At 48.5% G+C, this 26,385-nt stretch carries 35 protein-coding genes, 1 tRNA gene and 1 pseudogene; 12 read left to right on the plus strand and 25 right to left on the minus strand.

The genetic code is table 11. The annotated features are described in order from the left end of the window. Positions 1-215: 215 nt before the first annotated feature. From NGAR_RS06240 to NGAR_RS06255, 5 genes are all read right to left on the minus strand, one after another. Positions 216-425, minus strand: coding sequence for a hypothetical protein (locus tag NGAR_RS06240; RefSeq protein WP_148681066.1), 210 nt, complete (start codon positions 423-425; stop codon positions 216-218). Then, a complete protein-coding gene (locus tag NGAR_RS06245) occupies positions 415-669 on the minus strand; it encodes a hypothetical protein (RefSeq protein WP_015018831.1) in 255 nt (84 codons plus the stop codon). The genes NGAR_RS06240 and NGAR_RS06245 overlap by 11 nt, the downstream gene beginning before the upstream one ends. Beyond that, positions 666-833: a hypothetical protein gene (locus tag NGAR_RS17330; protein ID WP_187147698.1), complete on the minus strand. Its 168-nt coding sequence runs from the start codon at positions 831-833 to the stop codon at positions 666-668. The genes NGAR_RS06245 and NGAR_RS17330 overlap by 4 nt, the downstream gene beginning before the upstream one ends. Further along, positions 830-1,819, minus strand: coding sequence for a hypothetical protein (locus tag NGAR_RS06250; RefSeq protein ID WP_148681067.1), 990 nt, complete (start codon positions 1,817-1,819; stop codon positions 830-832). Before NGAR_RS06250 ends, NGAR_RS17330 begins: the two co-directional genes overlap by 4 nt. A 244-nt stretch (positions 1,820-2,063) precedes the next feature. Beyond that, positions 2,064-2,609 (minus strand): hypothetical protein, encoded by a 546-nt coding sequence (locus NGAR_RS06255; RefSeq protein ID WP_015018833.1) that lies wholly within the window; start codon positions 2,607-2,609, stop codon positions 2,064-2,066. Between the two features lie 104 nt (positions 2,610-2,713). Here NGAR_RS06255 and NGAR_RS06260 point away from each other — a divergent pair, with 104 nt between their 5' ends. Next, positions 2,714-3,145 carry a hypothetical protein gene (locus NGAR_RS06260; RefSeq protein ID WP_015018834.1) on the plus strand — a complete coding sequence of 144 codons (432 nt, stop codon included), beginning with the start codon at positions 2,714-2,716 and terminating at the stop codon, positions 3,143-3,145. A 339-nt stretch (positions 3,146-3,484) separates the two neighbouring features. Here NGAR_RS06260 and NGAR_RS06265 read toward each other — a convergent pair whose 3' ends face one another. The 9 genes from NGAR_RS06265 to NGAR_RS06300 form a co-directional block, all read right to left on the minus strand. Continuing rightward, positions 3,485-3,742, minus strand: a complete 258-nt coding sequence (locus NGAR_RS06265) for a hypothetical protein (RefSeq protein WP_015018835.1) — start codon at positions 3,740-3,742, stop codon at positions 3,485-3,487. A gap of 12 nt (positions 3,743-3,754) precedes the next feature. Further along, the gene (locus NGAR_RS06270; RefSeq protein WP_148681068.1) at positions 3,755-4,489 is read right to left on the minus strand and encodes a hypothetical protein; all 735 of its coding nucleotides are present in this window, start codon (positions 4,487-4,489) and stop codon (positions 3,755-3,757) included. Further along, positions 4,471-5,496: a hypothetical protein gene (locus tag NGAR_RS06275; protein WP_148681069.1), complete on the minus strand. Its 1,026-nt coding sequence runs from the start codon at positions 5,494-5,496 to the stop codon at positions 4,471-4,473. Before NGAR_RS06275 ends, NGAR_RS06270 begins: the two co-directional genes overlap by 19 nt. A 180-nt stretch (positions 5,497-5,676) precedes the next feature. After that, positions 5,677-6,168: a helix-turn-helix domain-containing protein gene (locus NGAR_RS06280; RefSeq protein ID WP_015018838.1), complete on the minus strand. Its 492-nt coding sequence runs from the start codon at positions 6,166-6,168 to the stop codon at positions 5,677-5,679. 58 nt (positions 6,169-6,226) lie between these two features. Next, positions 6,227-6,562: a hypothetical protein gene (locus tag NGAR_RS06285; RefSeq protein ID WP_148681070.1), complete on the minus strand. Its 336-nt coding sequence runs from the start codon at positions 6,560-6,562 to the stop codon at positions 6,227-6,229. Then, complete coding sequence (locus NGAR_RS06290; RefSeq protein WP_015018839.1) at positions 6,525-6,860, minus strand: hypothetical protein; 336 nt, start codon at positions 6,858-6,860, stop codon at positions 6,525-6,527. The genes NGAR_RS06285 and NGAR_RS06290 overlap by 38 nt, the downstream gene beginning before the upstream one ends. 15 nt (positions 6,861-6,875) lie before the next feature. Beyond that, positions 6,876-7,010 (minus strand): antitoxin VapB family protein, encoded by a 135-nt coding sequence (locus tag NGAR_RS18385; protein ID WP_228369312.1) that lies wholly within the window; start codon positions 7,008-7,010, stop codon positions 6,876-6,878. 90 nt (positions 7,011-7,100) lie between these two features. Continuing rightward, positions 7,101-8,552, minus strand: coding sequence for a hypothetical protein (locus NGAR_RS06295; protein WP_015018840.1), 1,452 nt, complete (start codon positions 8,550-8,552; stop codon positions 7,101-7,103). 146 nt (positions 8,553-8,698) lie between these two features. Further along, positions 8,699-11,011 (minus strand): LAGLIDADG family homing endonuclease, encoded by a 2,313-nt coding sequence (locus NGAR_RS06300; RefSeq protein ID WP_015018841.1) that lies wholly within the window; start codon positions 11,009-11,011, stop codon positions 8,699-8,701. Positions 11,012-11,097: 86 nt separating this feature from the next. Between NGAR_RS06300 and NGAR_RS06305 the strand changes: the two genes are divergently transcribed. Beyond that, positions 11,098-11,337 carry an Lrp/AsnC ligand binding domain-containing protein gene (locus NGAR_RS06305; protein WP_015018842.1) on the plus strand — a complete coding sequence of 80 codons (240 nt, stop codon included), beginning with the start codon at positions 11,098-11,100 and terminating at the stop codon, positions 11,335-11,337. 896 nt (positions 11,338-12,233) lie between these two features. After that, positions 12,234-12,683 carry a hypothetical protein gene (locus NGAR_RS06310; protein WP_148681071.1) on the plus strand — a complete coding sequence of 150 codons (450 nt, stop codon included), beginning with the start codon at positions 12,234-12,236 and terminating at the stop codon, positions 12,681-12,683. Between the two features lie 42 nt (positions 12,684-12,725). Here the strand turns inward: NGAR_RS06310 and NGAR_RS06315 are convergent, their stop codons facing one another. Continuing rightward, the gene (locus NGAR_RS06315) at positions 12,726-13,592 is read right to left on the minus strand and encodes an SDR family oxidoreductase (protein WP_015018845.1); all 867 of its coding nucleotides are present in this window, start codon (positions 13,590-13,592) and stop codon (positions 12,726-12,728) included. Between the two features lie 36 nt (positions 13,593-13,628). Then, positions 13,629-13,701 (minus strand) — tRNA-Ala (locus tag NGAR_RS06320). Positions 13,702-13,800: 99 nt separating this feature from the next. On the opposite strand from NGAR_RS06320, the gene NGAR_RS06325 reads away from it, so the two are divergent. Then, entirely contained in the window at positions 13,801-15,216 is a 1,416-nt protein-coding gene (locus tag NGAR_RS06325; RefSeq protein ID WP_015018846.1) for a dihydroorotase, read from the plus strand. On the opposite strand, the gene mscL is transcribed toward NGAR_RS06325, so the two are convergent. From mscL to NGAR_RS06345, 4 genes are all read right to left on the minus strand, one after another. After that, positions 15,209-15,577 (minus strand): large conductance mechanosensitive channel protein MscL, encoded by a 369-nt coding sequence (gene mscL / locus NGAR_RS06330; protein ID WP_015018847.1) that lies wholly within the window; start codon positions 15,575-15,577, stop codon positions 15,209-15,211. The genes NGAR_RS06325 and mscL overlap by 8 nt on opposite strands. A gap of 163 nt (positions 15,578-15,740) precedes the next feature. After that, the gene (locus tag NGAR_RS06335) at positions 15,741-16,115 is read right to left on the minus strand and encodes a DUF5654 family protein (RefSeq protein WP_323444721.1); all 375 of its coding nucleotides are present in this window, start codon (positions 16,113-16,115) and stop codon (positions 15,741-15,743) included. A gap of 57 nt (positions 16,116-16,172) precedes the next feature. Next, positions 16,173-16,847, minus strand: a complete 675-nt coding sequence (rpiA, locus tag NGAR_RS06340; protein WP_148681072.1) for a ribose-5-phosphate isomerase RpiA — start codon at positions 16,845-16,847, stop codon at positions 16,173-16,175. Between the two features lie 212 nt (positions 16,848-17,059). Next, positions 17,060-17,386: a hypothetical protein gene (locus NGAR_RS06345; RefSeq protein ID WP_015018849.1), complete on the minus strand. Its 327-nt coding sequence runs from the start codon at positions 17,384-17,386 to the stop codon at positions 17,060-17,062. A gap of 105 nt (positions 17,387-17,491) precedes the next feature. On the opposite strand from NGAR_RS06345, the gene NGAR_RS06350 reads away from it, so the two are divergent. The 4 genes and pseudogenes from NGAR_RS06350 to NGAR_RS06365 all read left to right on the plus strand — a co-directional run bounded on the left by NGAR_RS06350 (position 17,492) and on the right by NGAR_RS06365 (position 20,314). Further along, positions 17,492-18,181, plus strand: coding sequence for a hypothetical protein (locus tag NGAR_RS06350; RefSeq protein WP_015018850.1), 690 nt, complete (start codon positions 17,492-17,494; stop codon positions 18,179-18,181). 203 nt (positions 18,182-18,384) lie between these two features. Further along, positions 18,385-18,689: pseudogene (locus NGAR_RS19315) on the plus strand (heavy metal-binding domain-containing protein). 318 nt (positions 18,690-19,007) lie between these two features. After that, positions 19,008-19,262, plus strand: a complete 255-nt coding sequence (locus tag NGAR_RS06360) for a hypothetical protein (protein ID WP_015018851.1) — start codon at positions 19,008-19,010, stop codon at positions 19,260-19,262. Positions 19,263-19,417: 155 nt separating this feature from the next. Further along, positions 19,418-20,314 carry a transcription initiation factor IIB gene (locus NGAR_RS06365; protein ID WP_148681763.1) on the plus strand — a complete coding sequence of 299 codons (897 nt, stop codon included), beginning with the start codon at positions 19,418-19,420 and terminating at the stop codon, positions 20,312-20,314. Here NGAR_RS06365 and NGAR_RS06370 read toward each other — a convergent pair. Together NGAR_RS06370 and yciH are read right to left on the minus strand one after the other, a co-directional pair. Then, a complete protein-coding gene (locus tag NGAR_RS06370) occupies positions 20,304-20,738 on the minus strand; it encodes a hypothetical protein (RefSeq protein ID WP_015018853.1) in 435 nt (144 codons plus the stop codon). The genes NGAR_RS06365 and NGAR_RS06370 overlap by 11 nt on opposite strands. Positions 20,739-20,811: 73 nt before the next feature. Further along, positions 20,812-21,120: a translation initiation factor gene (gene yciH / locus NGAR_RS06375; RefSeq protein ID WP_148681073.1), complete on the minus strand. Its 309-nt coding sequence runs from the start codon at positions 21,118-21,120 to the stop codon at positions 20,812-20,814. A 96-nt stretch (positions 21,121-21,216) separates the two neighbouring features. On the opposite strand from yciH, the gene NGAR_RS06380 reads away from it, so the two are divergent. Genes NGAR_RS06380 through NGAR_RS06390 form a run of 3 tightly spaced genes read left to right on the plus strand, consistent with a single transcriptional unit; the run spans position 21,217 to position 23,564 of the window. Then, the gene (locus NGAR_RS06380) at positions 21,217-21,585 is read left to right on the plus strand and encodes an Sjogren's syndrome/scleroderma autoantigen 1 family protein (RefSeq protein ID WP_015018855.1); all 369 of its coding nucleotides are present in this window, start codon (positions 21,217-21,219) and stop codon (positions 21,583-21,585) included. Positions 21,586-21,629: 44 nt separating this feature from the next. After that, complete coding sequence (locus NGAR_RS06385) at positions 21,630-21,800, plus strand: preprotein translocase subunit Sec61beta (protein WP_015018856.1); 171 nt, start codon at positions 21,630-21,632, stop codon at positions 21,798-21,800. A gap of 6 nt (positions 21,801-21,806) precedes the next feature. Beyond that, on the plus strand, positions 21,807-23,564 hold the full coding sequence (locus tag NGAR_RS06390; RefSeq protein WP_015018857.1) for a DUF2070 family protein: 1,758 nt from the start codon (positions 21,807-21,809) through the stop codon (positions 23,562-23,564). Here the strand turns inward: NGAR_RS06390 and NGAR_RS06395 are convergent, their stop codons facing one another. Then, complete coding sequence (locus NGAR_RS06395) at positions 23,565-24,206, minus strand: restriction endonuclease (RefSeq protein ID WP_015018858.1); 642 nt, start codon at positions 24,204-24,206, stop codon at positions 23,565-23,567. 76 nt (positions 24,207-24,282) lie between these two features. On the opposite strand from NGAR_RS06395, the gene NGAR_RS06400 reads away from it, so the two are divergent. Then, a complete protein-coding gene (locus NGAR_RS06400) occupies positions 24,283-24,636 on the plus strand; it encodes a hypothetical protein (RefSeq protein ID WP_015018859.1) in 354 nt (117 codons plus the stop codon). Here NGAR_RS06400 and cofC read toward each other — a convergent pair. Continuing rightward, positions 24,633-25,283, minus strand: coding sequence for a 2-phospho-L-lactate guanylyltransferase (gene cofC / locus NGAR_RS06405; RefSeq protein WP_015018860.1), 651 nt, complete (start codon positions 25,281-25,283; stop codon positions 24,633-24,635). The genes NGAR_RS06400 and cofC overlap by 4 nt on opposite strands. Then, positions 25,280-26,200, minus strand: coding sequence for a 2-phospho-L-lactate transferase (gene cofD / locus NGAR_RS06410; RefSeq protein ID WP_015018861.1), 921 nt, complete (start codon positions 26,198-26,200; stop codon positions 25,280-25,282). The genes cofC and cofD overlap by 4 nt, the downstream gene beginning before the upstream one ends. Positions 26,201-26,385 lie beyond the last annotated feature (185 nt).

Genomic DNA, 26,385 nt, shown 5'->3' on the forward strand with positions numbered 1-26,385 from the left:
AATCTGATGGCAGATGTACCGTACGATACAGGCGCCCCCCGCTCAAAAATGGGGTTCGTTGCCGACTGTCACCGCACGGACGGGCATTCGGCAGGAACCAGACGACCCATTGAGCCTTGGGATGGCTCAAGATTCCATTAGACCATTACAGGCAGATAAAGGCGATGGCAGATGTACCGAAAAAATATTCTGATTATTGACCTGGGCCCTTGCTACTACTCTTTCTTTGGCGGCAGCAGCTTGGTGGCCAATTTTCTGTTTCTGATTTTGATGCCATTCCACAGTTCGCCGGTGGCCAGTTCCTGGCGCAACTGTGCGACTGTCAGAAGGAACGCCTGGTCTGGCATGATTTGAGAGCGCCATGGCAGTAGAAGGCTATCATTATCATTATTATTATCATTATCATCATTATCATTATTGTTCAAGCCGGTGGCAGAGACCTCCTCCTTTCTTTCTTTTCTCTCTCCTGGGCAGCTTTATGCGGTGGCCAGTTATCAGGGCATGCTCAAGGGCCCACTGATATCGCCCTCTCCCAGACCAGGTGATGCCGCACTTGATGCAGCTATACGAGTGCATTTCCGCCCTCTTTTGCCGCTTGCGATCCTTCCATGAAGAAGTTGTTGCTGGGGCTTTTTCCTCTGGGATTGTAGCTGCTGGCGGCTCGCTCATGTCGTCGCCTGTTGCTCCACTGGGCGCCAGTTGTTTCTGGCCCGAATTCTTAGTTCATTGATTATTACGATTATTACGGCCGCCGCCACCACTGCATTAAGATCCGCGGTTGGTAATAATCTAGCCACAAGGTCACAGAATGCAGAGATCTCTTTTTCGCTCAAGTCTGAGCCCTCCTTTCTAATTCGGCCACCTGCTTCTGAAGCGACAGGATCTGGCCCTTCATCTCCATTATCTGATCGTCGTGCAGAGTCAGGCGCTTTTCATGGCCGGCAAGGGTAAAGACTTTAGCCAGCGATTCAGTGACAGGCTCTTTCGGGCTCGGCGAGATTTCTGGCCTTGCCACGGTCCGATCGCCCATTGATTTTACATACAGCCGGAACAGGTGGCCATAGTATTTCCACTGTAGATTTGGCCCGTAGAGCTGGAGCTCGTGTGGCACCTCAATATCGATGTTCAAGTCACACCGCGTCAAGATCCATTCCCTCACCGGTGGCACCATGTCTGAATGCCTGCAGGACAGGACGTCAGCCAGGGCCTGCTCTATCCTTCCTAGCCACTGATTCAAAGCATCCAGATCTTCGGGTGTTTCGATTCTGTGGGGTGCCCTGCTGGTTGAAGTGTTGATAACAACCGTGCCATTGGGATAAATGAGAAATTCTACTAGGTGGCCAGCTGCAGGCCGATTCTGTCCTTCTACAAAGTGGCCACTCAAGTACTTTTCGAACCGTTTGGCCCTGTTGCCCTTGGCAGGCTCACCAGAAAGAGAAGAATACAGGCCGCTGGCCAGCCACTTGTCCGATAGCTTCAGCCTGAAGTGCATGTTGTGAATATACTGGGGTGAGCCTGGAAGCATCTGCAGGATGTTTGACTCGATCCAGTCGTAAGTGGCCAGTTCCAGCGCCTGCATGGCGCGCCGCGCCGGCCCTGTGGGCCTTTCGGTTACATTTTGTGTGTAAAAGTCTGCCATGACATCAGCAATTACAGAAGCGTGGTAGTATCTCCGGCGCCTAGAATGGTCCTCTTCGTTGACTTTGATTATTTTTGCGTCTACGGCGCGCTTTAGCATCACCTTGGCCGCGTTCTCATTCTTCGATATGCCTTCACGAACGATATCCCTTCTAGTGAAGCCTGCAGTGCCTTTTTCCAATGCGAAGGCGGCCAGCCTTTTGCATCTGCCGGAATGCTGTAACCATTCCTGATTGGTTACATTTTCAGAATGTAACCTTTCGGCCATCATTGGTTCTGGCCACCCCATTGCCGCTGTAGTAGTGGTGGCCACTTGCCGGCTTCTATGTGGCCATTGAAAATGAAAAAGAAGTTCAGCCAGGGGTCAGCCTCCATCCCAAATTTTCCCAATAGGTCGTCTGGCGCATATCCATCCTCTATCTACCTCATGTAGCAGGGCTAGTAGTGGTAGTAGACTTCTTTGCAGTAGTAGTGGTGGTGGCGGCAGCGGCCGTTGCCACGTTGTTTACTGCACTAATGAGGCTCTGCGCGTCGATTCGTACGGTGGCTATCCTGTTTTCAATGTCGGCCAGCCTTGCAGTTTCAAAGTCATGCCTGTTGATTGCAGTTCTTCTATCTCCGATGTACGCGTAAAAGTTCGTGCCCGTTGTAAAGTATTTCTTGATGTTGGCCAGGTTCGCCGGCGTCCATTCAAACTCCTCTGATGGCGGGAACTCCTCAGAGAATCCTACATGCGATGTGTACGCGCTTATCCATCCATCAGTGTTGGTGTCAGCTGAGCGCTGCTCGTGGTAGTAGAAGAACTCTTTCTCTCGTCCTTCATCGAAATATCTGTACACTGAGATTATTTCTCTCCTCTCCTTCACGCCTTTATTCCCCTTCTTGGCCATTATCGACTGGAATTCTTTCAACGTCACAGTCTTCCCTTCAGACTCTGCTTTGCTTTCTGCTGCGCTTTTGAATCGAACCATGGGCGAATTATGGCGGCGGAGAGTTCTTAACATCTTGGTAAAGTGTGCAGCACACTTTAGACTAATCTTAAGAGCAGCGCGCGGCTCATGTCTTTCTGAAAGACATGAGCCAAAAGAATTCTGACGACAAAATGGTACTTCAGATCAGGGGAGGAGAGATGCGACTGGTTGCCGCCACGTCTGATGCAGGAAGGAAGTATATGGAACAGGTGATGCAGGAGGATGAGCAGAGAAATAATTATGTGGACGAGATCATTGCTCGCAAGCTCGAGCTTGGCAAGATAGGACAGGGCCAGGTCAAGGAAGAGAAGGAAAAACTGTACAAGCTGTCTATAGATACTCTGGCGGAGATCTCGGCCACTCTTGAGGAGGCCCTACAGCAACAGCACACAGTAGCGCAAACGCACACTATTCAACCAAGGCCAGCAGAGTATCGGCCACACTTCAAGGCCAGCGAGCAAGAAGGCTACTACTCTTCTGGCAAGATGGGCGATGAAGTGATCAAACGTTTCAGAGACATCAGCAGAAGCATCTAAAAAACAGCAACAGTCCTGATCTCTCCCTGCCTTTTTTCTTGAATTATTATTATTTGTGCCCAAGCTCTACCGCGCTCTTCTTGACGAGTGGTATACACCCAAGGCGGCAAAGGAGAAGATAATGAGAGATTGCGCCGGGTTGTGGACGGAGAGGACGATACGAGAGTATATTCCTAGTGATGCGAAAGACAGACATGCCCAAGAGATAGGCAGGAAGGGTAATCAGTCAGAAAAACGGACTATTGCGGAAATCACTTCCGCAGCCAGAACAGAACTACCGCCGCCTCCACCACTGGAAAGTGAGCAGCCACCAGGACAAGAAGAACCACCAGAAACATTTTACCTTAGGCCATACCTTGCAAACTGGCTCTTCGCTATCTTCATGAGGTCATCTATTACCCATTCTCTATAGCGACTGCCGTTCGTGTTAAGGTATTCTTCTATGTCGTTCAATCTGGCCTGAGTGCCTACCCTTCCGGCAATGGTGCCAAATATCCTGTGAGCCCTCTGCTCATCGTCAGGGTTTAGCGTGGTTGTGTTGATGTATGGCCACTGCAGCCAATCAAGAAGCTCTATGTCTTCAGCAATCAGGGCCATGCCTTTATTGAGTCACCTGCCCGGGTAGATTATGGCCCTATCAGTCCTAGTGACTCCAACGCGATCGGGAACCCCGGAGCCAAGGCCGTGATTGTTGTAGTTGTTGTTGGAAGCATAGCCTAGGGATGATGATGCATAATCATCATAATCGTATTTCCTACTGTAAACAAGACCGGTGTTCCTCTGGCCACGTATCATAAATTTCAGGCAGCCATGGATAGATAACTCCCAGGCAATAGCAAGGTCGTTATGCTGGCCCCTTGGATGGTCGAATGTTGTTTTCCCGGTGGCCGTCTGAAGGATCTGCTCGCTCTTTAGCTGCTGGACAAGCAGTAATATCAGCTGAGCCACGGCAGGATCGGCCACCTTTGCAGGGTTTGGGAACTTGTATTCCTGCTTCATGATGGCCAGCCCGTCCTCCTTTAGCATCAATTTGTTTGCGTTGCTGAAGGCTATCCGCTCGACCTTTTCCTTGCCATAGAGCCGAACAAGCAGGTCAGAGAAGGTCTTTTCATTCGAGTAGTCAATGACAATGTAATAGGGCGGATATCGCTTGAACATATCCTCAACCAGGTAGCCATAGATTTTGTCAAAGCTGGTGTGCGTCATCTGGTTGATTGCCCGGAGCCTCGGCGGCCTTTCATGAGCGGCCATCATCAGCTCATGAACGACAATTCCAAACCAGTCATTTTTAGAAGCAGGATCAAGCCCATAGATGTATCTGGCCACTATCGAGAGACCTCCCATTCTGTTTCTTCCTCCTCCTCATCGTCATCATCGTCTTCAAAATACTGTATCAGTGATTCGTCATACCAGGCATTACCAGAAGAGAGGAACTTGGCACCGTAGTATCTTGGGAACAGTGGGCCGAGCCGCTCTCTTTCACTGGCCAGATGCTCTGGCGTCATGACGCCGGCGGCCACTGCTTCGTCTGCGGTGATTTCAAATGTAGCAAAGTCCTGGCCGATTGCAAGCCGGCTCTGTCTGGCCTGATATTTTTCGTAGAGCTGGTGCAGCGTGCTGCCAGCAAAGTCCGGAATGCTTTCAATTACCATGGTGCCGCCTGTATTGGCCAGCCTGGTAATGGCCACGTTGAGCGAATCCGAATAGTCGCCTATGGTGGCCGTTATGTCTGAAATGTGGATGTGGTGGATGTTGGGCCAGCTCTCGATGGATCCCGGGTTGTCGGCTCCAAGGGCGATTATCCTCGAAGGCCTTGTCTCGTCCTCAGGGTTGCGTATGTATATCACTGAAGTCTTTGTCTGCTCGTCCCGCATGATCTTTTGGTATGAAATGTGACCACTTCCAAACTCCTCGATCTCTGTCGGCCTGTCAATAAGGTATTTGCTGTATTTCTTTGAGTGCAGTATCATGCGCCTGAGCGTCCTGAGTAGCTCCTTGGCGATGTCCTTGGTCTGCGAGACAAGAAGGGTATCGTAGCCTCTGGTCGACAGTGGATGGCTCGAAGGCAGAACGGCAAGCTGAAAATCGGCCATGAGCTGCGACGTCGACAGCCCGCATTTGTGGGTCTTGACGACCAGCACCCGGCGCTGCTCCAGCATGGCCTTCCAGACCTTGATCTGATAGGGGGCCAGTTCTTTCACCGGCTTTTTGGTCCTTGGATGCTGCAGGTGGCCAAAGGAGTTGTAAAACTGTTCAGGGTCAAGCGGCACCTGGTCATCAAGCATGACATACTGAGAGATATCGATATTGCCCAAAACCTGCTCTATATTGCGGCCCAGGCGCGACGGCATTAGTTTCGCCCTCCATCATAACACAGTCTAAAGCAGGCTTCATGATAAACAGCATAGTCCTCCCTCTGTGGGTCCTGCACTACTACGTACCGGCTGCCTTTGCCTTGTAAAAGTGCCCCTTCGCAGCCATCACAGTGGTGTTCATATCGGCCAGTTGTTGGGTCTAGCTTCTGCATCTTCCTATAGTTCGGCCTCCTCTTGCTCTTCTTCCAGCTGTTGTTGGTGACCACTACCTTCTTCCAGCTGTGCTTGCCCAGTGGAAGATATCTGCTTCCTCAACCTGTTGACAAGCTTGATGGCCTTCTCTATCTGAGCAGGATCTCCAAGGACGGCCTGCTTTTTCATGGTCGAGTCGGCAATAATCTCCAAGGCTGCCAGCCGGGCCTTGACCGCCTTCTCTGTTCTGAAGATTTGCCAGGCTTCTTCTAGCACTTTATCCAGACTGGCCACTGCTAATTTGTGCTGGAATGGCAGCTCGTTATCGATATAGTCCTGCTGCTTTGCCTTGGCCTCAAGACGGATCTTCTTAATGTCCTTGTTGACAGTGGAAACGGCCACTTTTAGCATGTCGGCAATCTCTGTCTGGCTCAGGCCGGTGGCCAACATAGAGAGGACTTGAGAGCGCCTCCATTCAATCAGATCGTTCTCGAGTTTTTTCTTTTTTGAACTCAATCCTTTCCGCCCTCCTTATATTGCAGGTGGCCAGTTTTCCCTCTGGCGCTTAACATCATCATCTGAACATCTCCCTTGCAAGCGGGTTCCTTATGTCCTCGAGCCTGCCAGACACGGGATCTGACGATGACGACGATATTGCTAGCTTATTCTTCTTCTTCCATTCGATCTCGCTCGCTGTTATGCATATCAGATCGATCAAAATCTCTTCACTCAGTTCGGCCAGCTTGCTTCTATGCTCCAGCTCTTCTTCTTCTTTTATACTTGTTATCCTGCCAAGCTCCCGCTCCAGTCTGATAATGGAGTCGATGAGCAATGTGCGGACCGTATTATTCTTCTTCTCCTCCTCCTTCTTTTCATCCTGCAGGCTTGTGGCCACCTCCTTTTTCCTCATCCGCGATTTGCCCCCACGGCATGAGCTTGACCTTCTTCGTGCCATAGCCACGTAGTATTGGATGGCCTTTTACCTCTGCGTGCTCTTTTGCTTTTTTCCATGAGCCGGGGCCGCTATAGTAGTGGCCACGACTGCAGGGACAGAAGTATGCTCGCTCGGCTCTCAGCCTCGCATTACGTCTATCTTTGACCTCTCTCCATGTGATAGCTTCGTCACCAGTTTTGGTCTGGCTGGTACGGCTCCTCTCTCTACGTTCGTTCTTCTGCTCTTCAATAGTGGGCTCAGCGATCAGGCTCAAGGCTCTTTAGCTCCCTTACTTTCTAGCTCCGACCTTGATGAGAACTTCTGTAATCACATCGTTGAAGGAATCGCCGGTTTTGCCAAGATTCTTCAATGCCTGATAGTTCGATTCATCAACTGCTATGCTCTTTAGAATCTTGCAAGTCATAGCATAGTTGTAAGTCAGAAGGAATAAAAGGGTGGCTCTAGCGCCTTAGGAAAAATTATTTCCCTAAGATTTTGGCCGACGGCCAGCAGACTACTGGCCGCCACTGATGGAATCCTCTTGGCCGGTGCTGCTGGTGGTAGTAGTAGTGACTGTGGCCACTGCTTCTTTCCTACCTTCGCGCTCAGCCAGGAACTGTTTAGCATATTCAAAGAATGCCTTTCTTTCTTCGTCCATCATCTTCTGCCCCTCAGGCGTGCCAAACTTGGCCATCATACGCTCTTCTGCGTACAGGCGCATGAAATTGGCAACAAATCTTTCCCATTTTTCATTGTTCTTTTCAAGCTGCTCTCTGAGCTCCTCTATCTTGCTTTGCTGGTCTGCTCCAATGGCTTCCAGTGCTTTTGCATCTAGGAAGGTGAAGTACCTTTCGTACTGGCGCAACGTCTTCACTATGGCCTCATCTCCTGCTGTTTCATAATATGTAGAGCCGGAGTGGCCGATCATGAATTCGCCAAAGTCGCGATTGCCTAGGTTACTATAGGTGGTTTTGACCCATGATCTGAACCTGCCAAGCGTCAGCTTGCGCCGCTTGCCCTTCCCGGCCCCGACACGCTGACCACGCCCTAGCAGGTCGACAAGATTAGCGAATTCGTCAGCGATGGTATCATACAGATTTTCAGGTGTCGGCCGCTCTCCATCAAAGTGTACATGAGCGAATAGCAGGCTATCCGGGTCCCGCTCAGGCTTAACTGTTACATGGACCAGCTTGCCGTTTTTTCCTATCTTGGTGGTCCTGCGCTCGCGGTATTTGTAATCTAGCCATATCCTGAGCTGCCTGTCGACCTCAACAGTAAGCGGCCGTCGTCTGGCGTCTCTCATTTTATCGTATTTGGGATTGAAATTAACCCATGAAGCGTTCTTGGAGGTGTCGGCTGCCTTCAGGTCCATGAATTCGATATCACGTTCTGTCAGCGCGCACGGCTCGATTGGCCGCGGGCCAGTGGCACCTAGAAACATCAGAAAGGTCTTGAGCCGGGGCCCTGCTGCTGGGCTGGCTATCAGCTCGATGATGTCATTCTTTGTGATGCCCGTCTTTTTGGGCTTCTCATGCCTTGGCAGCGATACAAACTCGTTGAAATCCTCGATGCTCACCTTGATCTTGCAGCTCTTGAAGAACTTTCTAACAGTCTTGGCCGATTCCCTGATAACGTTGTTGCTCAGCTTGTCGCCTGGTCGTTCCTTCTGCAGAAAATACACAAAATCCTGTATCGTCTCATAGGGATCTCGCTTGCCGGCCTTGATCTCCTCGATAAGGCTATCAATGGCCACCTTATCCAGCTTCCTGTAGACGAACTGCGCGAAGGCCTGCAGCTTGGTCTTGTACGCGGTGGCGGTGTTGCTGGACTGGCTTTCCTTTGCCGTAATGTAGCGTTTGATGTTTTTGCTCTTCTCGCAGTGGTCGATCTCTTCAGGGGTATAGACTTCTAGCCTTCTGAAATTGTAACCTGCTTGAACGGCTGCTTTCCGCTGGTCCTTGGCCATGGCTATCTCACAGCCTGCCAGAGTAGTTAAATTTTATGCTATATAGCGGGTGTTATCCCTGTTATTGTGCCCGTTATAGAGGATGACTGCTGAAGGTTTCTTCTATAGCGTGATGATACTCTTACCCTTTGCAGCAAAAGCTGCCTTTACATGTAACCATATGAGAGCAAAAGGTCGCTGTCTCTGACCCAGCCGCTCCCAATGTCTGTCCTGTAGAACATGTTGGGTATCATGATGTTGGCTACCCGTCGGTACGCCTGTGCCCTTGCCTCATCGGTGGTGTTGCCAGAGCCTGTTACCACCAAAGAATATCCTGACCTCCCGGCTATGCGCCAGTCGTTGCCTTCTCTCTTGACTTCGCCGAGGTGGATCCCGTCAAGGTTCTGGGTCTTGAAGAGTATCGTCGCATCTTCTGAGAATTTCCGAAATGTCCTGTCATCATTGAACGGGAACGGCGGCACAGCAATGACTACTCCGACCTGGAAGCCCTTCTTTGTGTGGAGTTCAGTGTCTTCACCCTTTGCGAGCGAATGGAGAAGCTTGCCCCATTTGCTGGTGATGCCTTCCATATGGATCGATATAGTGGGGTATCCAAACCGGGACGTGAATTCAAGCGGGTATATGCCTGTCCCATTTGCTATGCAGTTGACATCGATATATCCCACATAGCCAGAAGCGGCGAGGGCCGGCTTCATTTTTTCAAGTGTCAGCTCAAAGATCCTGTTATTGTGGGTCCAGAACATGAGTGTATTACCACACCAGTAAGGCTTGCCATTTCTTCTAACGTACATCACATGGTTCTTTACGGTGGCGCAGTAAACCTTACCCTCATAATTTATTGTTTTGATATCTCTTTTATCAAGCCACGAATCAAGCTTGTTCACTCTTTCTATGATCTCGTATTGTATCCCTGAACAATTAGCATAATGATCTTCTATCCAGATCCTATTGGTACGCCTTTTCCTTGTCTTGACAATACCTACTCGACCTATTTTCAGCAAAAGCTCCTGTATGTCATCAGCCATTCTTTTTGATGAAGTGTAAAAGATCCTAAAGCCACTCTTCATTACAGTGGCATCGCCAAGGGCATACCAATCTAGAAATATTGCTATTTGCCTTGCACTTAACTCCTTTATGAATTGAGGAACATATTTGTCATAAGCCTTGCCAAAGCCTGCCAGGTACGTATATAGCTGCTTGCTATAACAGTAGAACTCATTTCTTCCCTTGATAAACTTGAACGGGAGATGCCTTAACAGTTCTTCTATGATCTTGGATTTTTGCACGGTCTTTTGGGCTATTGAAACCTTGTTGCAAGATGCACAGCCTTCGGAAAGCCATATGCCCATAAATGCAGCCCATATATCCATCGAGACCTCTAACTGTCCAGTTTCGTGGAATACTATTTGCCTGCCTTCGTAATGACCCAAAGATACAGAAGGCAGTACGAAATATTCTCGTTCCACGCCGATCCATGTACCTGATCTTTTGATGACTGATTGATCTTGCAAATCTTTTGCCTTTACAAATTCGAACTTGTTGTTTGCGTTCCTTGCATTTTCTTGGGAACATACGTACATGTTGTGGTCCGGCGTTACAGCAATGTCGATGGCGCGGTTTTGCATCGAGATTAATTTCTTGTGGTGTGTGAATGAAACTATTGCTGTGGGTTTGTTATATTCTATTGCGTGAGTGGCTGGGTTGAGGGTACATATTTCGTCCTCATAAGACAGGTTTTTGAAAAGCTTCCATCCCTTGTCAGTTAGTACCTCGGTCTTGTCATCATAGCATCCCATCTCGCCAGTGCTCGGGCCTATATTGCCGGGAAAGAGCCGCTTGTGCTCAAAGTTGATGTTCACCGGCCGGACAAACTCTTTTCCATTAAAGAACGCGCCTACAGCGACCTCGACCCCTGATGAGAACTGCTGTATCTGGAATATCTTGATCTTGTTAGACCAGTTCTTCTTGTAGTGCGCCAGAACGTTGATCACGTCGTTGCCGTCCTCTTCCTGTCCGACGAACAGCAGCTCCTTTTCATTTTGCGCCTTACCGCTTGGCTTTATCACGTACCTGCCGGGATTGCTCTGAACGAACTTGATGGCCTCTTCAAAATCTGAAAAGTTCCAGTTCGGAAGAACGGAGACGCCTGCCTTGGCGAGCTCTTGCTGACCAAATTCTCTTTCGTTCTCGAGCTTGTCAGTGTATACGCTTCCGCCTACGACCTTTTTGCCTTCTTCCCTCAGCTTTTCGGCGGTCTTTCCAAATCCAATGTCATCAAAAATTATTACATCGGCCCAGTCGATCTGATCTTCCCACGAATCAACTTTTTCTACAAAACCGTCGCCGACGTCTTTTTCCGTCGCGCTCTGGATAAAGAACTTGACGTCGTTGCCCTCCTGCCGCAGAGTATAAGCTAGATCAAGGCTCAAAGCTTCGGGAGAGACAAAAAGGAACTTCAATTCTCCTGTACAATGTTGCCGAAACTTTAAAGACTATCGGTCGCGCCAGCAATTCTTTAATACTCTCCAATACTTTTTTCATCAGCATGGCTGAAGCATACGTACTTATCAATTGCGACCTTGGCACTGAAGACGGAGTAATCAAAGAATTGAAATCCATATCCGGAGTTTCAGAAGTGAAAGGCGTGTTTGGTGTTTATGACGTGATAGCAAAGGTGAACGCGCCATCTGAAAGTGACATAAAAAAAGTGATCGCAAAAATTCGCTCGATGAGCAGCATAAAATCAAGCCTTACAATGATGGTCATAGAGGGTCAAGGAGATTGACTAACTCCGACAAGTCACAATGATGATAAATCAATAGCCATGCTTTCTTAACTTTCTTAGAAAAAACAACATGTCATGGTGTTTATCCACTCTGAAATAGCGCGCAAGGTTTTCTATGGTCTGGTCGTCGTAATAATGATGTTGATATTTTTCTTTCTGGCTTTTAGCTGCTGACACCGCACTCTAGAACGAGATCATGTCTTAAAGGGTCTAGTATGTATTCTATGTGACTAACGGTAGATACATACCGTTTGTCACCGAGATTCCATTCTGTCAATCTCAGCTTCAAACATTTTGATGATGAGTTCGCTCCCTATTGGGAAAAGTTCCTGTATTGTATCTTCGATCTCCTCAATCGATACGGAACGACTGATATCTGAGAAGATCGAGACATTGTATTTTTTTTGTATGTATATTATGATCATGTTTCGAGACGGTTCTCCCAGTATATCCAACACTTTACTGAAGGCTAGCAGAACCCGATTGTTGTCGACTATTTGGGATATTGTCAGCTTAAGATTACCTCATCTTGAGAGCAATTCTCTCAACGTGTAATCCGGTACCACATATTATTGAGATGTGTTTGTGAGATTTCGCTACATACAAGCTGCGCAGAATTTATTGTTAATCTCAGGACATTATTTGCAATTTTTCTAGGTGAACTTGAGTATTCTACAACGGTGGTGATTGAGTAATCTGCCCCGGCGTCTCAACGTTTACACACAAAGGAACATAATGATAGATACCGTTCACATAGTTCTCATACGTGGGATGAAAAACCAATGACTCTATTATCAAAACAAAGCTTTCGAAGCTATGGCAGCAGTTCGTTGCAGAGAGGATGGCTCGACTTTAGAAATGGTCACAGTGTATACCTCAGCTTCATTCTGACTTTTATGAACTCTATCCTGATTGCTTACAATTTTGCTGTTTCACAGTTTGCATTTCTGAATAACATTTTCTACAGCGTAGGGCTATTTGCGCTCTTTTTCCTTGGTGTTTACATCCCTACTTCAGTAATCATTGGCTATTGGCACAGGCGTCATCAATGGATTGTGGAGAATGAAGCGCTTCTTCAAGAAAACTGGGTGTGGGCATGGATAGCAAGGTACCAAATTAGGCTAATTGAAGGAAAGGCTACATATGAAGAAACAAAACAAGTACTTGACTATCTAGAAGCGATATTGCAAAGGCAAAAAAATGGAGCTTGTCTGACGGGTGGAAAAGATATAGCTATGAATCATGGTGCGAATACCTGGAAGAGATCCTCTGCTGATAGCGGCAATACGAAAGAAGAAAAAATCTATTCATTAACTTTAGCTCAAAGTCAAATCAAAAAAGAATAAGTCTTGGCACTGGCGAAAAGTTATTTTTAATTTAAATCATTTTTACATGCTGGTCAGCTTCTCACTGATACTCCAAAGCTTGGCAGCCGCCTCTTTCTCGTCTGCATCAATGGATGGATTCACCTGTTTTCGCCTTACAAAATACTTTCCAGTTATTCCATTCACGTCCTGGGACGAAGCCAAGTAAATGGCTGTATCTGCTCCTTTCTCCGGACTCAGAAAGAATGATCCGGCAGCAGTCCAGATTAGCCTATAGTACCATGGATTTTTTCCCTGTGCAAGACTTGTCCGTACCGCTCCAGGATGGAAACAATTTGCTGTAACACTGCTCCCTTCTAGTCTCCTTGCCAGTTCTTTCGTAAACAGGATATTGGCTAATTTCGATTGTGCATACGCCTTGATTCCACTGTAAGGTCTTTTTTCAAACTGGATATCATCAAAATCAATTTGCGCTCCTCTATGGGCAACAGAGCTGGTAGTGATAATCCTAGAGGACGGCTTGCTTGCCTTGATAATGTCAATAAGCAAGTTGGTAAGGAGAAAAGGCGCAAGATGGTTGACAGCAAATGTATATTCTATGCCATCAACGGTTGTAGCGCGTTTGGCAAGAAAGACTCCTGCGTTATTGACTAAAACATCCAGACGCTGGTGAGCGTCCGTATATTGTTTTGCAAACTGGCGAATTGATGTCTGTGAAGAGAGATCGGCCACTAAATAAGAAATCCTCTTGTCTTCCATTGCAGGATTGATTTCTGCCTTGATTTCTTGCAGTGCCAGTTCACATCTTTCCCTATTGCGGCCAACTAGAACCACAGTCGCTCCCATCTTTGCAAGGCCCATTGCAATTTCCTTGCCTATGCCAGAAGTAGCGCCAGTAACAAGGCAGGTCTTGCCTTCAAGGTTTGCCATTATGAGATATTACCTCTTGAATCAGTGTGCAATTAGTGGACTGGGCGGGATTTGAACCCGCGACCTCTCGCTTGCGAAGCGAGCATTACTACCCCTGAACTACCAGCCCTTCGCTATCGGTGCGAACAAATCCCAATATAAAACATCAGAATGTTGGAGCATAAACATATTACAAGTGGTACACAGAATCTAGCCAAGAATAATATACATGCAAAACTCCTGCGACGTCCTGATCACAAACGCGTCTGTCGTCATACCCAAGGTGGGCATAGTTGACACAAACATCATGATCGAGGATGGCAAGATAAAGGCACTCACAAATTCTGCTAGCAACAATATTTCTGCGTCACGAAAGATAGACGCTCAAGGCAAGTACGTGCTGCCAGGCGCAATCGACCCACATGTCCATTATGGCGTCTATACTCCTATTGACGAAGCCGCAAGGACAGAGTCGAGATCGGCCGCGGTCGGCGGCGTCACCACGATGATTCGGATGCTGAGGCTCTATGAAAGCTACCGCAACGTGACAAAGCAACTAGAGGCAAGCAGGAGCAACCACTATATTGATTATTCAATCCACGCCTCAATACTGAGACTAGAGCAGGTCAAGGACATCCCTTACTTGAAGGAGCTTGGCATCAACTCGCTGAAAATCTACATGAACCTTGGCGCTGATCTAAACCACATCTACATGGATCTAGAGCCGGGCACCCACGGCGTCAAGGACGGAGAAGTCAACATGACAGACGAATTGCTATCAGCAATAGTGAAGGAAGGATCGAAGGTGCATTCGACTATCCTTGTGCACGCCGAAAACCCGGCGATCTGCTCAGAGCAGATGCGCAGTGGAAAGGAAAAAGGAATGGGCGGGCTCAAGGCATGGTCTGACTGCAGGCCGCCATCGTCTGAAGCAGAGAGCGTCGCCAAGGTGTCGGAGTTTGGGAGAAAGTTTGGGGCCAACCTGTACTTTGTGCACATCGGCTCAACTGCAGCACTTGATGCTGTACTGGCAGAAAGGGAAAAGGGCAGATCAAACTATTACATCGAGACCTGCCCTCACTACCTGACGCATACCGTAGATTTTGGCAGCGTGACTGGCAAGGTGGTGCCGCCGATCAGGTCAAAAAGCGACCTGCAGAGTATGTGGTCGGCTCTGCGAAACGGCATTGTGGACACTATAGGAACCGACCACGTCGCAAACAGGCTCGACATGAAAATGGGCAAGGACGGCGACGTCTGGTCTGCCCTTGCAGGCTTTCCAGGCATCGCCACAATGCTGCCGGTGCTACTGAGCTACGGTGTGAATCAAGACAGGATAAGCATAGAGAGGGTTGCTGAAGTGACGAGTTACAACACTGCAAGGATATTTGGCATGTACCCAAAGAAAGGTACGATTCAGCCCGGCTCTGACGCGGACTTGGCAATAGTTGATCTGGACCTTGAAAAAAAGGTCACGCCCGAACTGCTGCAGTCGTACTCTGACTATACCATCTATGACGGCCATAGGCTGAAGGGCTGGCCGGTCATGACCATTGTTAGAGGCAGGGTTGTGATGGAGAACGGGCAGATAGACCGCGAAGTGCTGGGGCACGGAGAATTTGTACCGCGGCCTGTAGTCACTTAGGCGGCTTGGTTTTATCCTCGACTAATCTGTATTTGGATAGCCACTTGTACGTAAGGAACACGATAAAGGCAATTATCAAGAAGTCAATTATTTCTGAAATCAGGTGCCCGTACCTGAATTGCGATGGCGTGCCCGACACTCCTGTAGCGTTTACATACAGCTGCTCAAGATCGCCGGAAGGCAGGAACAACCCTACTAGCGGGTTGATGATATCCTGTACGAGCGATGTGACAAGCGAAGACGACGCTGCGCCAATAATGAACGCAATCGCCAATCCGATCACCCCAAAAGTCTTCAAGAAGTCCACAAATTCCTGAATGAGCGTCTTTTTATTCGTCGGTGCGCTCTCTGTCACAGCCATGGGTGGTTTAGCGCTTGCTAATAAAGCATTGCAAATAGCATGTCCTATACTCGTCATTTGAAGGATCTACTTCGCAAGTTATGGTAAAGGATAACCCTACAGGCAAATAGAAAATTGCCAGAAACATAAATCTGGTCCCGCAGAGGTAAATTCTAGCAGCGTCCTAATCTGCTTGTGCTTCCCTTAGTCTTCTCAGCTCTTCCCTCAAGGACCGAAGCTCCGACCTTAATGCCTCTGACTCCTGCTCTGCAGCAGGCTTCTCATCTTTTACACCTGCTTTATCTGCAACTCTTCCGATTGCTATCGTGGCGATCACTGCTACGATAGTGACAACTACTGCGTAGATTATCATTGCTAGTATGTCACTCTGATCCCCAAAGATCACCCTGAATATTTCTTGTATTGCAGTGTTCCAAGCAAGAGCTGCTATAAGACCAAAGGCTGCTGTGATAAGTGCAGCTAATGCTTTGACAACCTCTTGTTCAACACATTCTTCAGATGCACTCGATAATTGAGTTGACGAGATACTTATGATAATTTATTATATTGCTTTGCATTTCCGCAAGAAAATGTAAGATATTATGAAACACGATTACTAAAATGCAATTGTCTCAAAGGTACCGTCATCTCTCGCCTTGTAATAAACGTCTGCCCTTCTGGTAAAGATCCCTACTTCAAGCACGCCGGCGATGTTCTTCAATTCGTTCTCTTTCTTTTTTGGATCAGGAATCGAAGCAAATGTCGTATCGAGTATGATATTGCCGTTTTCCGTAATGAATGGATATCCCTTGTCAAGTGTGCGAAGCGTCGGCTTGCCGCCCATTTCAAACAACTTTTTCCACACTATTGATCGTGCCATAGGATGGATCTCTATTGGCACTGATCTGTTGAAAGACTGGACGAACTTGCTAGCATCCGCTACTATTGCCACTTTTTTGGCCGCAGAGATCAGGATCTTTTCCCTCAAAAGAGCGCCACCTCCTCCCTTTATCATATTGAACCTGCTGTCTATCTGGTCAGCGCCATCAAAGACAATGTCGATATCCTGAATCCTTTCTTCTCCTACCAACCTGAGCGCGCTCCTTTCTGCCTCCAACTTGATCTGGAGCGAAGTAGGAACAAACTCTATTGATTCTTTGCCGGGCAGCTTTGCCATCTCTCTCACAATGTGCGCCACCGTGCTTCCGCTGCCAAGCCCGACCACCTTGGCACCTTTAGTCAACTTTACTGCGTCCTTGGCAAGCTTTTGCACCGCGTCCTGTAATGACAATAGGTAATCAGTCAACAATTGTGGGGTTTTGTATATAAAATAATTGTTGCAGGCGCGGGGAGCAAGGGGATCGGCCTGCAACAATTATTGGGGTCAGTAGGTTTTTTGATAGATGTGTGTTTTTACGCTGGTCAGATACGCAGTTAAGCTTTAAGTTATTGCGGTGAGTTGATCTGCAAGATTCTCCTCATGCTGTTTTTTAGAAAAAAGTCTTAGAACTTGTGAATCTTTTTTAGATCAAGCCTTGGGCCGTTGATCCCGGGGTTAAGGTACCTGCTGGAGAGATACTTGACAATGTCGCTAGCGCCTGATGCTATCTCTGCCTGCCTGCTCGCCCTCATGCTAGAGACTATGTCTGACAAGCCTGCCTGGTCGGTCTGACCCACAATCTCGCAAAACATGCTGGTCGGATAGCATGTGGCCTGTATACCGGTGCCTTTTTTTGTCCACTTGAGCATTCCAAGGTCCGAGTCAATTGATTTCTCCCATGATGGATCGTTTTCTACAAGCCACCTTGGAATTCTATTCTTGTCTTGCATCTTCTTCCTCCACCACTAGCATCATCGCTTGTCAGTTAATTTATTGTTTTTGTTCAATTTCTAATTTGGATAATGTTATTAAAAAGAATCTTCTAGTAGATTTGCTTGTCCTCAACATCGCAGCCAGACAATAATAATAACAACTCGCAAGAAGCTGCTGCTTCTCCACCTCTTATCATTACGAAAAAAGACAAGATTGCGGCAGTTGCAGATGAAATAATATCGCTCGATAAAAATATCGGCAACACCCTGATCGAAGTGCTAAAGAGGGTGGCGGCATCTGACAGGTCGCATGTCTACTGGACGTGCAAGAAATATCTACAGGACGACTATGGGCTCTTGATAGCAGACTCGGGCCATGTCGGGATATCTGACAGGTACATACCAAACCTGATGTTCCCCGGCGACATCATAATCTACACGGTTGTTGATATGCTCTGCACAGGCGACTACATTCAGGTATTGCAAATGACAGATGTGAAGGATCTGGTGGTCGAGCACGTCAGGGTGACCAAGGTCAGCATAATAGACGGCGCAGTGAACGTCGAAGATCCACTTTCAGGCTCGACCTACAACGTCGCAAAGCACAACGTGATTGGCAAGGTGGTCAAGGTGATAACCGCGTTTTCACAGGAATGGGAAAACGTCTTTTACGAATTCAAGGACAGGAAGTGGCTGCTCACGACTCTGAAAAAGAACCTAGATCTTTACAGGAATACCTGCTACTCCAACCAACGGCAGATAGTAAGTGAAATAGAAAGAAGGCTGTCGAAGCTGAAGGAAGAGCCAAGGTAGGAAGAATATATAATACCCGCATAATGCTAGTTGCCTATGCCACGTAAACGCGATATTACAAAAACTCATGCTTATAGCGCCCAGAGATCGGGGAGCAAAAAGTACGCCAAGGCAGAAAGGCGCAAGCGCCACAAGCCAAGGTAATCAAATTTTTCTTCTATATTCAATAAATATAATTTTTGGCACAACTTATGCAAAGTCCAATGATCCTAACGACAACGCCTTCAATTGAGGGCAAGAGAATTGCAGCGTATAACGGACTCGTGACAGGTGAAGCAATAATGGGTGCCAACATACTTTACCGCAGGCATCAGGGATATAATTGAAGATCTGGCCAGTACGAGAAAGTCCTGCGCAGGGAAAGAGACGTTGCCATAGGCGAGATGCAAAAGAGTATCGAGGAAGTTGGGCAAACGCCGTGGTAAGAGTAGATATCGATTACGAGACCGTAGGCCAGTATGGCATGCTAATGATCACGGTAAGCGGCACAGCTGTGACAGTTGAATGATAAAGGACGCAGGCAATAGTGGGGTGCTGTAACCATACAGACGCATAAATACCCCTGTAACAGCGCGGCGCATTCCTACATGATAAATGGCTCTGTTGAGTATCGGGTTATAAGTCACAAAAGCCATAAACCTAAGCTTGTGAATTTTCTTGTACCCTCAAAAAAAGAAAGGGAGAAGTAAATGATGGGATCAGCGGCACGTTTTGCCGGTCAGGCTCAGGCGTACCACTGCTAACTATCATACAAAACACTGGTAAACTAAACTAAAGCTTGGTATTCGTTAATAGGGTAAAGCACGTAGTATTCCATAGATCCTCTTTGGTTATTGTGATTTCGCCACCAAAATTTGGCAAAACCGCTAGAGTAATTGTAGCTGCAATTCTTTTAGCATTGGGTCTTATCCTTACTTTTCTAGTTACGGGTGTTGCAGTCAGTATCACTGCTACCGAATTTGAATCTGATGCACTTACTATCATTGCCTTTTCGCCTGTCGGTTATGTACTGGTATTCAGTGGCTTTGCTGTCGGCTTGTTACTGGGAGGAATGAGCCTGATTAGAAGTATTTTAGGTTAAATAGGCATCCGCCGCGCTGTTACAGGGGTATTTATGCGTCTGTATGGTTACAGCACCTTTTGGGATAAACTTTATATATTAGAATAAAACATAAATATAGGCTGTTAAAAGCAGCGAAAAAAGTTTTGGTGGAGAAATTGGTAAAAGATATTTCCATGTTTGGTGACCGCTGCCCACGTTGCGGCAGGGGTTCTATGGTAACAGACAACTCTAGCGGAGAAATGTTTTGCGGTAACTGTGGCTTTGTAGTAAGCGAAAGGATAGAAGAGCTCGGACCGGAATGGCGCGCCTTCTCAAAGGAAGAGCACGAAGACAGAAGCAGGGCAGGCATCCCGACATCGCTTGCAATGCACGACATGGGGCTTGCGACCATCATCGGGCCTGTTGACAAGGATGCGTCAGGCAAGCCGCTCTCTGCCTCTATGAAGAGCACGATCGAAAGGCTCAGGACATGGGACAGCAGAAGTCAGGTGCACGAACCAGTCGACCGCAACTTCCGCCAGGCATTCTCCGAGCTTGACAGGCTCAAGGACAAGCTGGCAGTAGGCGATGCAGTGATCGAAAAGGCTGCATATGTCTACAGAAAAGCACTAGAGAAAGGACTTGTGCGCGGCCGCTCTATCTCTGCACTTGTGGCGGCAGCACTGTACGCCGCATGCCGCGACACTGAAACCCCGAGGACGCTCAAGGACATTGCTAACGCAAGCAACATCAAGAAAAAGGACGTGGCAAGATGCTATCGACTGCTGATAAGAGAGCTGGACCTCAAGATGCCCGTTGTTGACCCTGTGAAATGTGTCGCTAGGATCGCAAGCAAGGCGGGTCTGTCAGAGAAGACAAAGCGCAAGGCACTTGAAATTCTTAAAAAGGCAGAAGAGGGCAAGATCTCGGCCGGCAAGGATCCGATGGGCCTGGCGGCAGCTGCTCTATACGTTGCCTGCGTCATGAACGGCGAGAACAAAACCCAGAAGGACGTGGCTGAAGCGGCAGGCGTTACCGAGGTAACGATCAGGAACCGCTACAAGGGACTCAAGACGCACCTCAGACTTTGAGGGAGTCTATCAACTTCTTTCTTTCTTCAACAAGTTCTTTCAGCGTTTCAACTACACCGCGGCGCGATTTTTCTGATTCGAACATCCCAATGCACATGACAATGTCTGCATCAATTGACAGCAGGTGATCAAGCTCGCCCTCCCTGACGATCCCGTTTGGCGTCAGCACTTTGGTATAGCCGTCAGAGACTGCCTGCGGGATTTTTGACAGCAGTTCGTCAAGCTCGACGCTTAATTTTACGGACTTTTTGAGCGCGCTCACTCTGGTCCTGATGTTGTGCTTTATCAGCCTGTCAAGCGCGCGCATTTCGACGTAGCTGGATCTACCTGTCGCCATTCCTTTCTGCACAATCGACGCGATCCTTACAGTTTCGTCAAGACGACTCTCCAGCCTACGCTGACGCTTGAAATTTTTGTGCACCAAGCAAGTTCTGGACCGGCCGGTTTAAATGCCTTCGTATGAAAATATTAATGAAAGGAATAGTTCTGCAAAACGGTTACTGAACTTCAATTGCTTCTTCGTTAAAGCCCATCTTGACTAGATAGCCCTTGACGTCGTCGCGGTGATCGCCCTGCAGCATGATAAAGCCATCCTTTGCAGTCCCGCCACACGCAAAAGTGCTTTTCAATTCCTTGACGATCTTTTGCATGTCGCTCTGCTTTGGATTGATGCCTTCGATAAGAGTCGTTGTTTTTGAAAACCTTCTTGTTTCAAGGCGGACGACGATTCGCGCTTCTTCTTTGTCTAGTTCTCCACAGGCACACAGGTCGTCTGGGAGACCGCATTTTTTACAGATAACCGCCATCGAGTAATACAATTTTCACAACTCCTATTATTAAGCCTTGTTGTCTCGTGCTGCAAGCACAAAGAAGAAATTTGACGACCGCCAATAATCTGGCATATGTCTTCTGAAGACAGTGCAAGCAGGATCAGGTCGGCGGCTTCGCTTCTTGTAAAGGGGGGAACGCTGACAAGCGACGCATGCCCAAAATGTGGAGGGGTGCAAGTGCGCTTTGCCAACAAGACAACCTGCATAAACTGCGGCAACGAAGTAAAGGCCGGTGCCGCACAAAAAGCAGAGCCAGAAAAGGCAGCGCCGGCGCAAGCGTCTTCAGGGCTGGCCTCTGCAGCATCGCTTATCGAAGAAAAGATCATGTTACTTGCAACAGAGATAAAGAATGAAAGCGACATTTCAGTGCAGAAGCAAAAGGCAGAACTGCTCGAGAGTTATCTCAGGATTTTGGAAAAGACAAAGAGCCTGCTTGGATAACCAGCGGAATGTATTTAAGCGCTTGAAAACAATCTCTGCACTAGATGAGCAGCAAGAAAAAGAATGCTCCGCTGCCTGCTTCGAGCGCCGGCTTGTTGAGATTCTTTGAGGATGAGACGAGAGGTATCAAGGTCAAACCCGAGATCGTGCTGGGCATAACTGGCGCGGTTATTGCGGCCTCAATCCTGATAAGGATCTTGCTGCCTGTCGGTTGAGCGCTAATGTTTGCGCCCGGCCAAGACGACGTATCGAACATCCATAGGCGCTGGTCTTTTACCACTATTGGGCCGTCATCTTCCAAGGTATCTTATGCCATCTGGCTTGGATGCGCAATTGCTATCGTTGTCGTTTCACACCTTTATCATCTTCAGGCAGATACGGAAGGGCTAGCAGTCTACCTGCCGCTTGGCATTGTCGCGCTTGTCGGCTCGCACTTTCTTGATTATATGGCGCTCCATGGAACGCCAGTTAACAAACTGTCAAAGGTAGCGCATGTCTCTGCGTTTGCCAATGGGCTGTGGGCGCTAACCGTCTTTCTGGGAGTCGCCGCGGATCTGGTTTTTGCCAAGCCTCCTTCTGGCATGGACTATATCGTAGCAGGAATGCTGCTTGCAGTCGGGCTCAGGATAGGGATATTCACTTCTGTCTTTGGGGCCAGCACCGGCAGAGCGACAGCGGTATCTTTCATCCAGCCGCTCATCTTTCTCTTTGCCTTCGTGCCCCCATTGTACCACTCGCTTGACACATTCAGCTCTGCAGGCGTTGCGTTTGGAGCTGCCTTCGTGGCGCTTGGAATTGTGTGGACGGTCCTTGCAGACAGAGCCGGAAGGCCGGGGATAAAAAGCACCTTTGGCGTGCTGCAGGCGTTCATTGCCGCGTGGACTGAAAACAGGGTTGACAAGATGGAAGAATTTACCGAAGCAAAAGCGCACGACGACGTTGTCTCGACAAAGATCATCCGCTTTGGCAGCCTGGCGGCAATTGTCCTGCCGGACATTCACCCGGGGCCTTTCAGCATGGTCGGCGGGAGCAACCTTCCCTATGTGCTGTATGAGACGTTCAACAAGAGCGCGCTTGTCATGCACAGCGTCTCGGATCATTCGCTCAACATCCCTTCAAAGAGGGAAGTAGACAGGTACGTAAAAGAACTTGGAAAGCGGACGGTGGTAGAAAGAGGCAGCACTTGCAGCGTGCCCGTGCAAATCAAGATTACCAATTCCACTTGTACTGGGATCGCATTTGGCAACACCGCAGTGGTGATGCTGTCGCTTTCTCCAAAAGGCATGGAAGACATCCCGCAGAGCGTGCGCACCGAACTGGAATCATTTGGGATCGGCCTTGGGTTTTCAGACGTGCTAGTTGTCGACTGCCATAACGCCATGGGCAAGCATCTGGACGACTCGGACAGGGACGACCTTGTCATGTCTGCAAAGCAGTGCCTTGACCGGATGAAAAATCAGCCACAACACGAGTTCAACATCGGCTTTGCCGGCCTAGGTGACATTTCGCACCAGCCAGATCTGGAAGGCGAGCTTGGCCAAGCTGGTCTTGCAGTGCTGGTCATCGGTGTAGGCGGCAAGAACTATGCAATAGGATGGGCCGACTCAAATAATATGAATAATGGGCTGCGTGACCGTGTTATCTCAAAGGCAAGCGGGGACGTTACTACCATACTAGAGCTCTGCTCTTCAGACACACACTCTACCTCAGGCAAGAGAACCCGAGAAGGATACTTTGCCCTTGGGACCACCACCAACGCAGACGACATTGCAGAGGCGTACATCCAGCTCTGTGCAAAGGCGGCCGAGCGAGCAGCCAAGTCAACGTTTGAGCTATCAGTCGCACAATCGACCATCAAGGTGATGGGACAGAAGCAGTTTGAGGATTATTCTACCGCTCTCGATAGATCCATGAACGTGACAAAGATCTTTGTGGCGATCACCGTTGCGACCTACATAGCGATGCTCGTCCTGTCCTAGCTAGCCGGCCACATAAATTTCTGGCAAAAAGCCCTTTACATCCATCACAAACGACTTGAATTTATGCACAGGCACCACTGGGACTCCATGGACGAATTTCACGGACGCGGCATGAAGGGTCATTATCACCGGCACGACTTGAGATATTGTTATCCTACTCCTATCCCATGTGAGCAACCGTTCTGCCCTTGCGGCTTGCTTTCTTGCAAAGCCGGATATTGCCGACAGGCTGCTGCTCCTCTTCCAGTGCTTGCAGTCAACAGCGATGGCAAACGCCGAGCTGATTCCTACCACATCAATTTCCATGCGCGGTTTTGCAAGATAGATGTTGGTTTGGGTCCTGTATCCTAACGACCTGAGCACCTCTGATGCAAGCTTTTCAAAGTCCTTCCATGAAAGATGCGCCGACACCTGCTCCACATCACATCCGCTCTGCAAGGCAAGCATCGCTGCGTAGAGCCTGTCAGACTCTGAGAATTCTACTTTGTCTTTGGCAATCGTGCCAATGTTGTTGGAAGCGAGAAAATCAAGGACGCTCTTTGTGACAGATTGACTTGCTATTCCTGATGCCGCCTGGAATCTCTGCACTGTGGTCTTTGGCTCTATTGCGGCAAGCGCCCTGACGAGAAGGTCGGGATACACGTTACATGTGTTATGGCTTGCAGATATATTTAAGTCCAGCAAGCAAAAATAAAGCAGCATATACATTTTTTCTGGCGTGCCGGACTGGAAGGATTTTACAGCTATACTCTGCGCGCTTTTGATAGTGGTAGGCGCAGCGGCGTTTGCAGTTGCTGCGCAAACGTTCACAATAGTTAGAGGCAAGGTGCTGGAAAAAGGGATCGCAGAGCTGGATCTTGGCGACGGCAGATCTTATTCCGTCCAGACTCTTTCTGTGCTTATCGAAAACGACGACCGGGTTTTCAGAATAGAACGTGGAACTGTGGTCAAGTACGCCATCTCTGACAGTGATGCTCAGCTTGTTGATATCGGATCGGATGTTGAACTTTTAATATCGTCATATAGCAACGTGGCAAGGCTGATCGGTCACGACGGCTCAAATCCACTCTAGGGCTTGGTGAGCCGTGACTTGATGAACTCCAACGTCTTGCTGGAACTGGCCTCTTTTGCGAGCTGTCTTGCATCTTCAGGAGTGTCCAAGTCAGACATCAGCCTTTTTGAAAGGAAAAGTTTTACCGGGATTCCGCGCTCGCCGGCGGTCTTGATGTGGGTCTGGTAGCTGTCGTTGTCATAGTAGGTCTCTATTAAGGAGGGAGGCTTTCTGAGAAGGAGGTTGGTCCCGTCATATCGGAGCGATGGGCAGATCACAATGCATCTGTCCTCATCTTCTGCCAGATCGCAGGCCATCGCAATATCGGCAGCGTCTAGAAGCGGGAGATCCTGTGGTATCACCGCGGTCGCGCCGGCTCCCTGCTCCATGCAGTATCTGTTAGCCATCATCACTGCTGCATTGACGCCACTTTCCTTTTGCTCGTGCAGGAACTTGGCGCCATGCCTCGCCGCTATTTCTTCTGCGCGCCTATCGCCTGAGACTACCACGATCTGCCGGAGCGCCTGCGCACCTGCAAGCACGGATAGCGTGTCATCAAGCATCAGCGATGACAGGCGTATGCGATCATCGGCGCTGAGCATGGGGGACAGCCGTGCCTTCGAGTTTTCAAATTTTTTCACAGGAATTATGGCAAATGTTTCGATCATTTTCTTATCATGCTCAAAATTTGCCGGCCGAGCCTGACTTCGTCCTGTCTGCTTTTCATGGTTATGTTTGTTTCATGAACATGCATGCCGAGAGCCTCTATCTTGGATGAAAAGCGGTGGTCATCTTTAGAGATTACAAACGTGCCCACAAAATCTTGATAATATCTTGCAACTCCGACAGGCGAGCTCTCGATGTCTAGTGCCTTCATGTATTTTACGGCCGGCCCGCTCACCGCCTTCTCGCCTATCAGGGGAGAAACTGCCACGACCTTTTCCCTGACTTGTACAAGCTCCTTTCGCAGGTCTGCAAGAGCAACGATTGGGCCTATGCTTGATACGGGGTTCGCCGGCGCGACTATTATTGCGTCTGACTGCCTTATTGCGTCAATGGCATCATGGTTCGCCACTGCCTTGTCGACTCTGTCGTACCTTACTCCTGTTACTCTTGGCATTCCTCTGTGCTTAACCCAGAATTCCTGCAGATGCATTTCGCCTCTGCTGGTTATGATCCTGGTTGTCACTTCGCTGTTGGTAGCCGGGATGACTTTGGCTGCAACCGAATAGCGATCCGTCATCCAGCTAGTGATCTCTGACAGGCTCTTGCCGTTCTTGATCATGCTAGTCCTCTGCAGGTGGATTGCAATGTCTCTGTCGCCAAGACCAAACCATGCTGGCGCGCCAAGTCTCTTCAGTTGCGCCAGACATTCAAACGAATCGCCTTTGATGCCCCAACCGCGCTGCTCGTCAAGCTCGCCGGCAAGGCCGTAGATTATTGTGTCGATGTCGGGGCACACGTAAAGGCCGTAAAGCCAGATGTTATCACCAACGTTTGAGATTATCGTCATGTCTTTTGCCGACTTGGCAAGGCCCCTGACCAGTTTTACAGAACCAGTGCCGCCAGCAAGAACCGTTATCAAATGCTATGGTAGATAGATATTGCGTTTTATTATATCTGCCGAGAAGATAAGGATTATAAACCAGATGGCGGCAAGTCCTCTCGTGAAGTATTTCGCCACAGTCCTTTCTGGAATAATTGCTGCTCTTTTGATATCTAGTCTCGTTTTACAGGCATATGCAGCAGATTTATCAGCATCTCTTGTTC

This window comes from Candidatus Nitrososphaera gargensis Ga9.2, assembly GCF_000303155.1.
Classification (GTDB): Archaea; Thermoproteota; Nitrososphaeria; order Nitrososphaerales; family Nitrososphaeraceae; genus Nitrososphaera; species Nitrososphaera gargensis.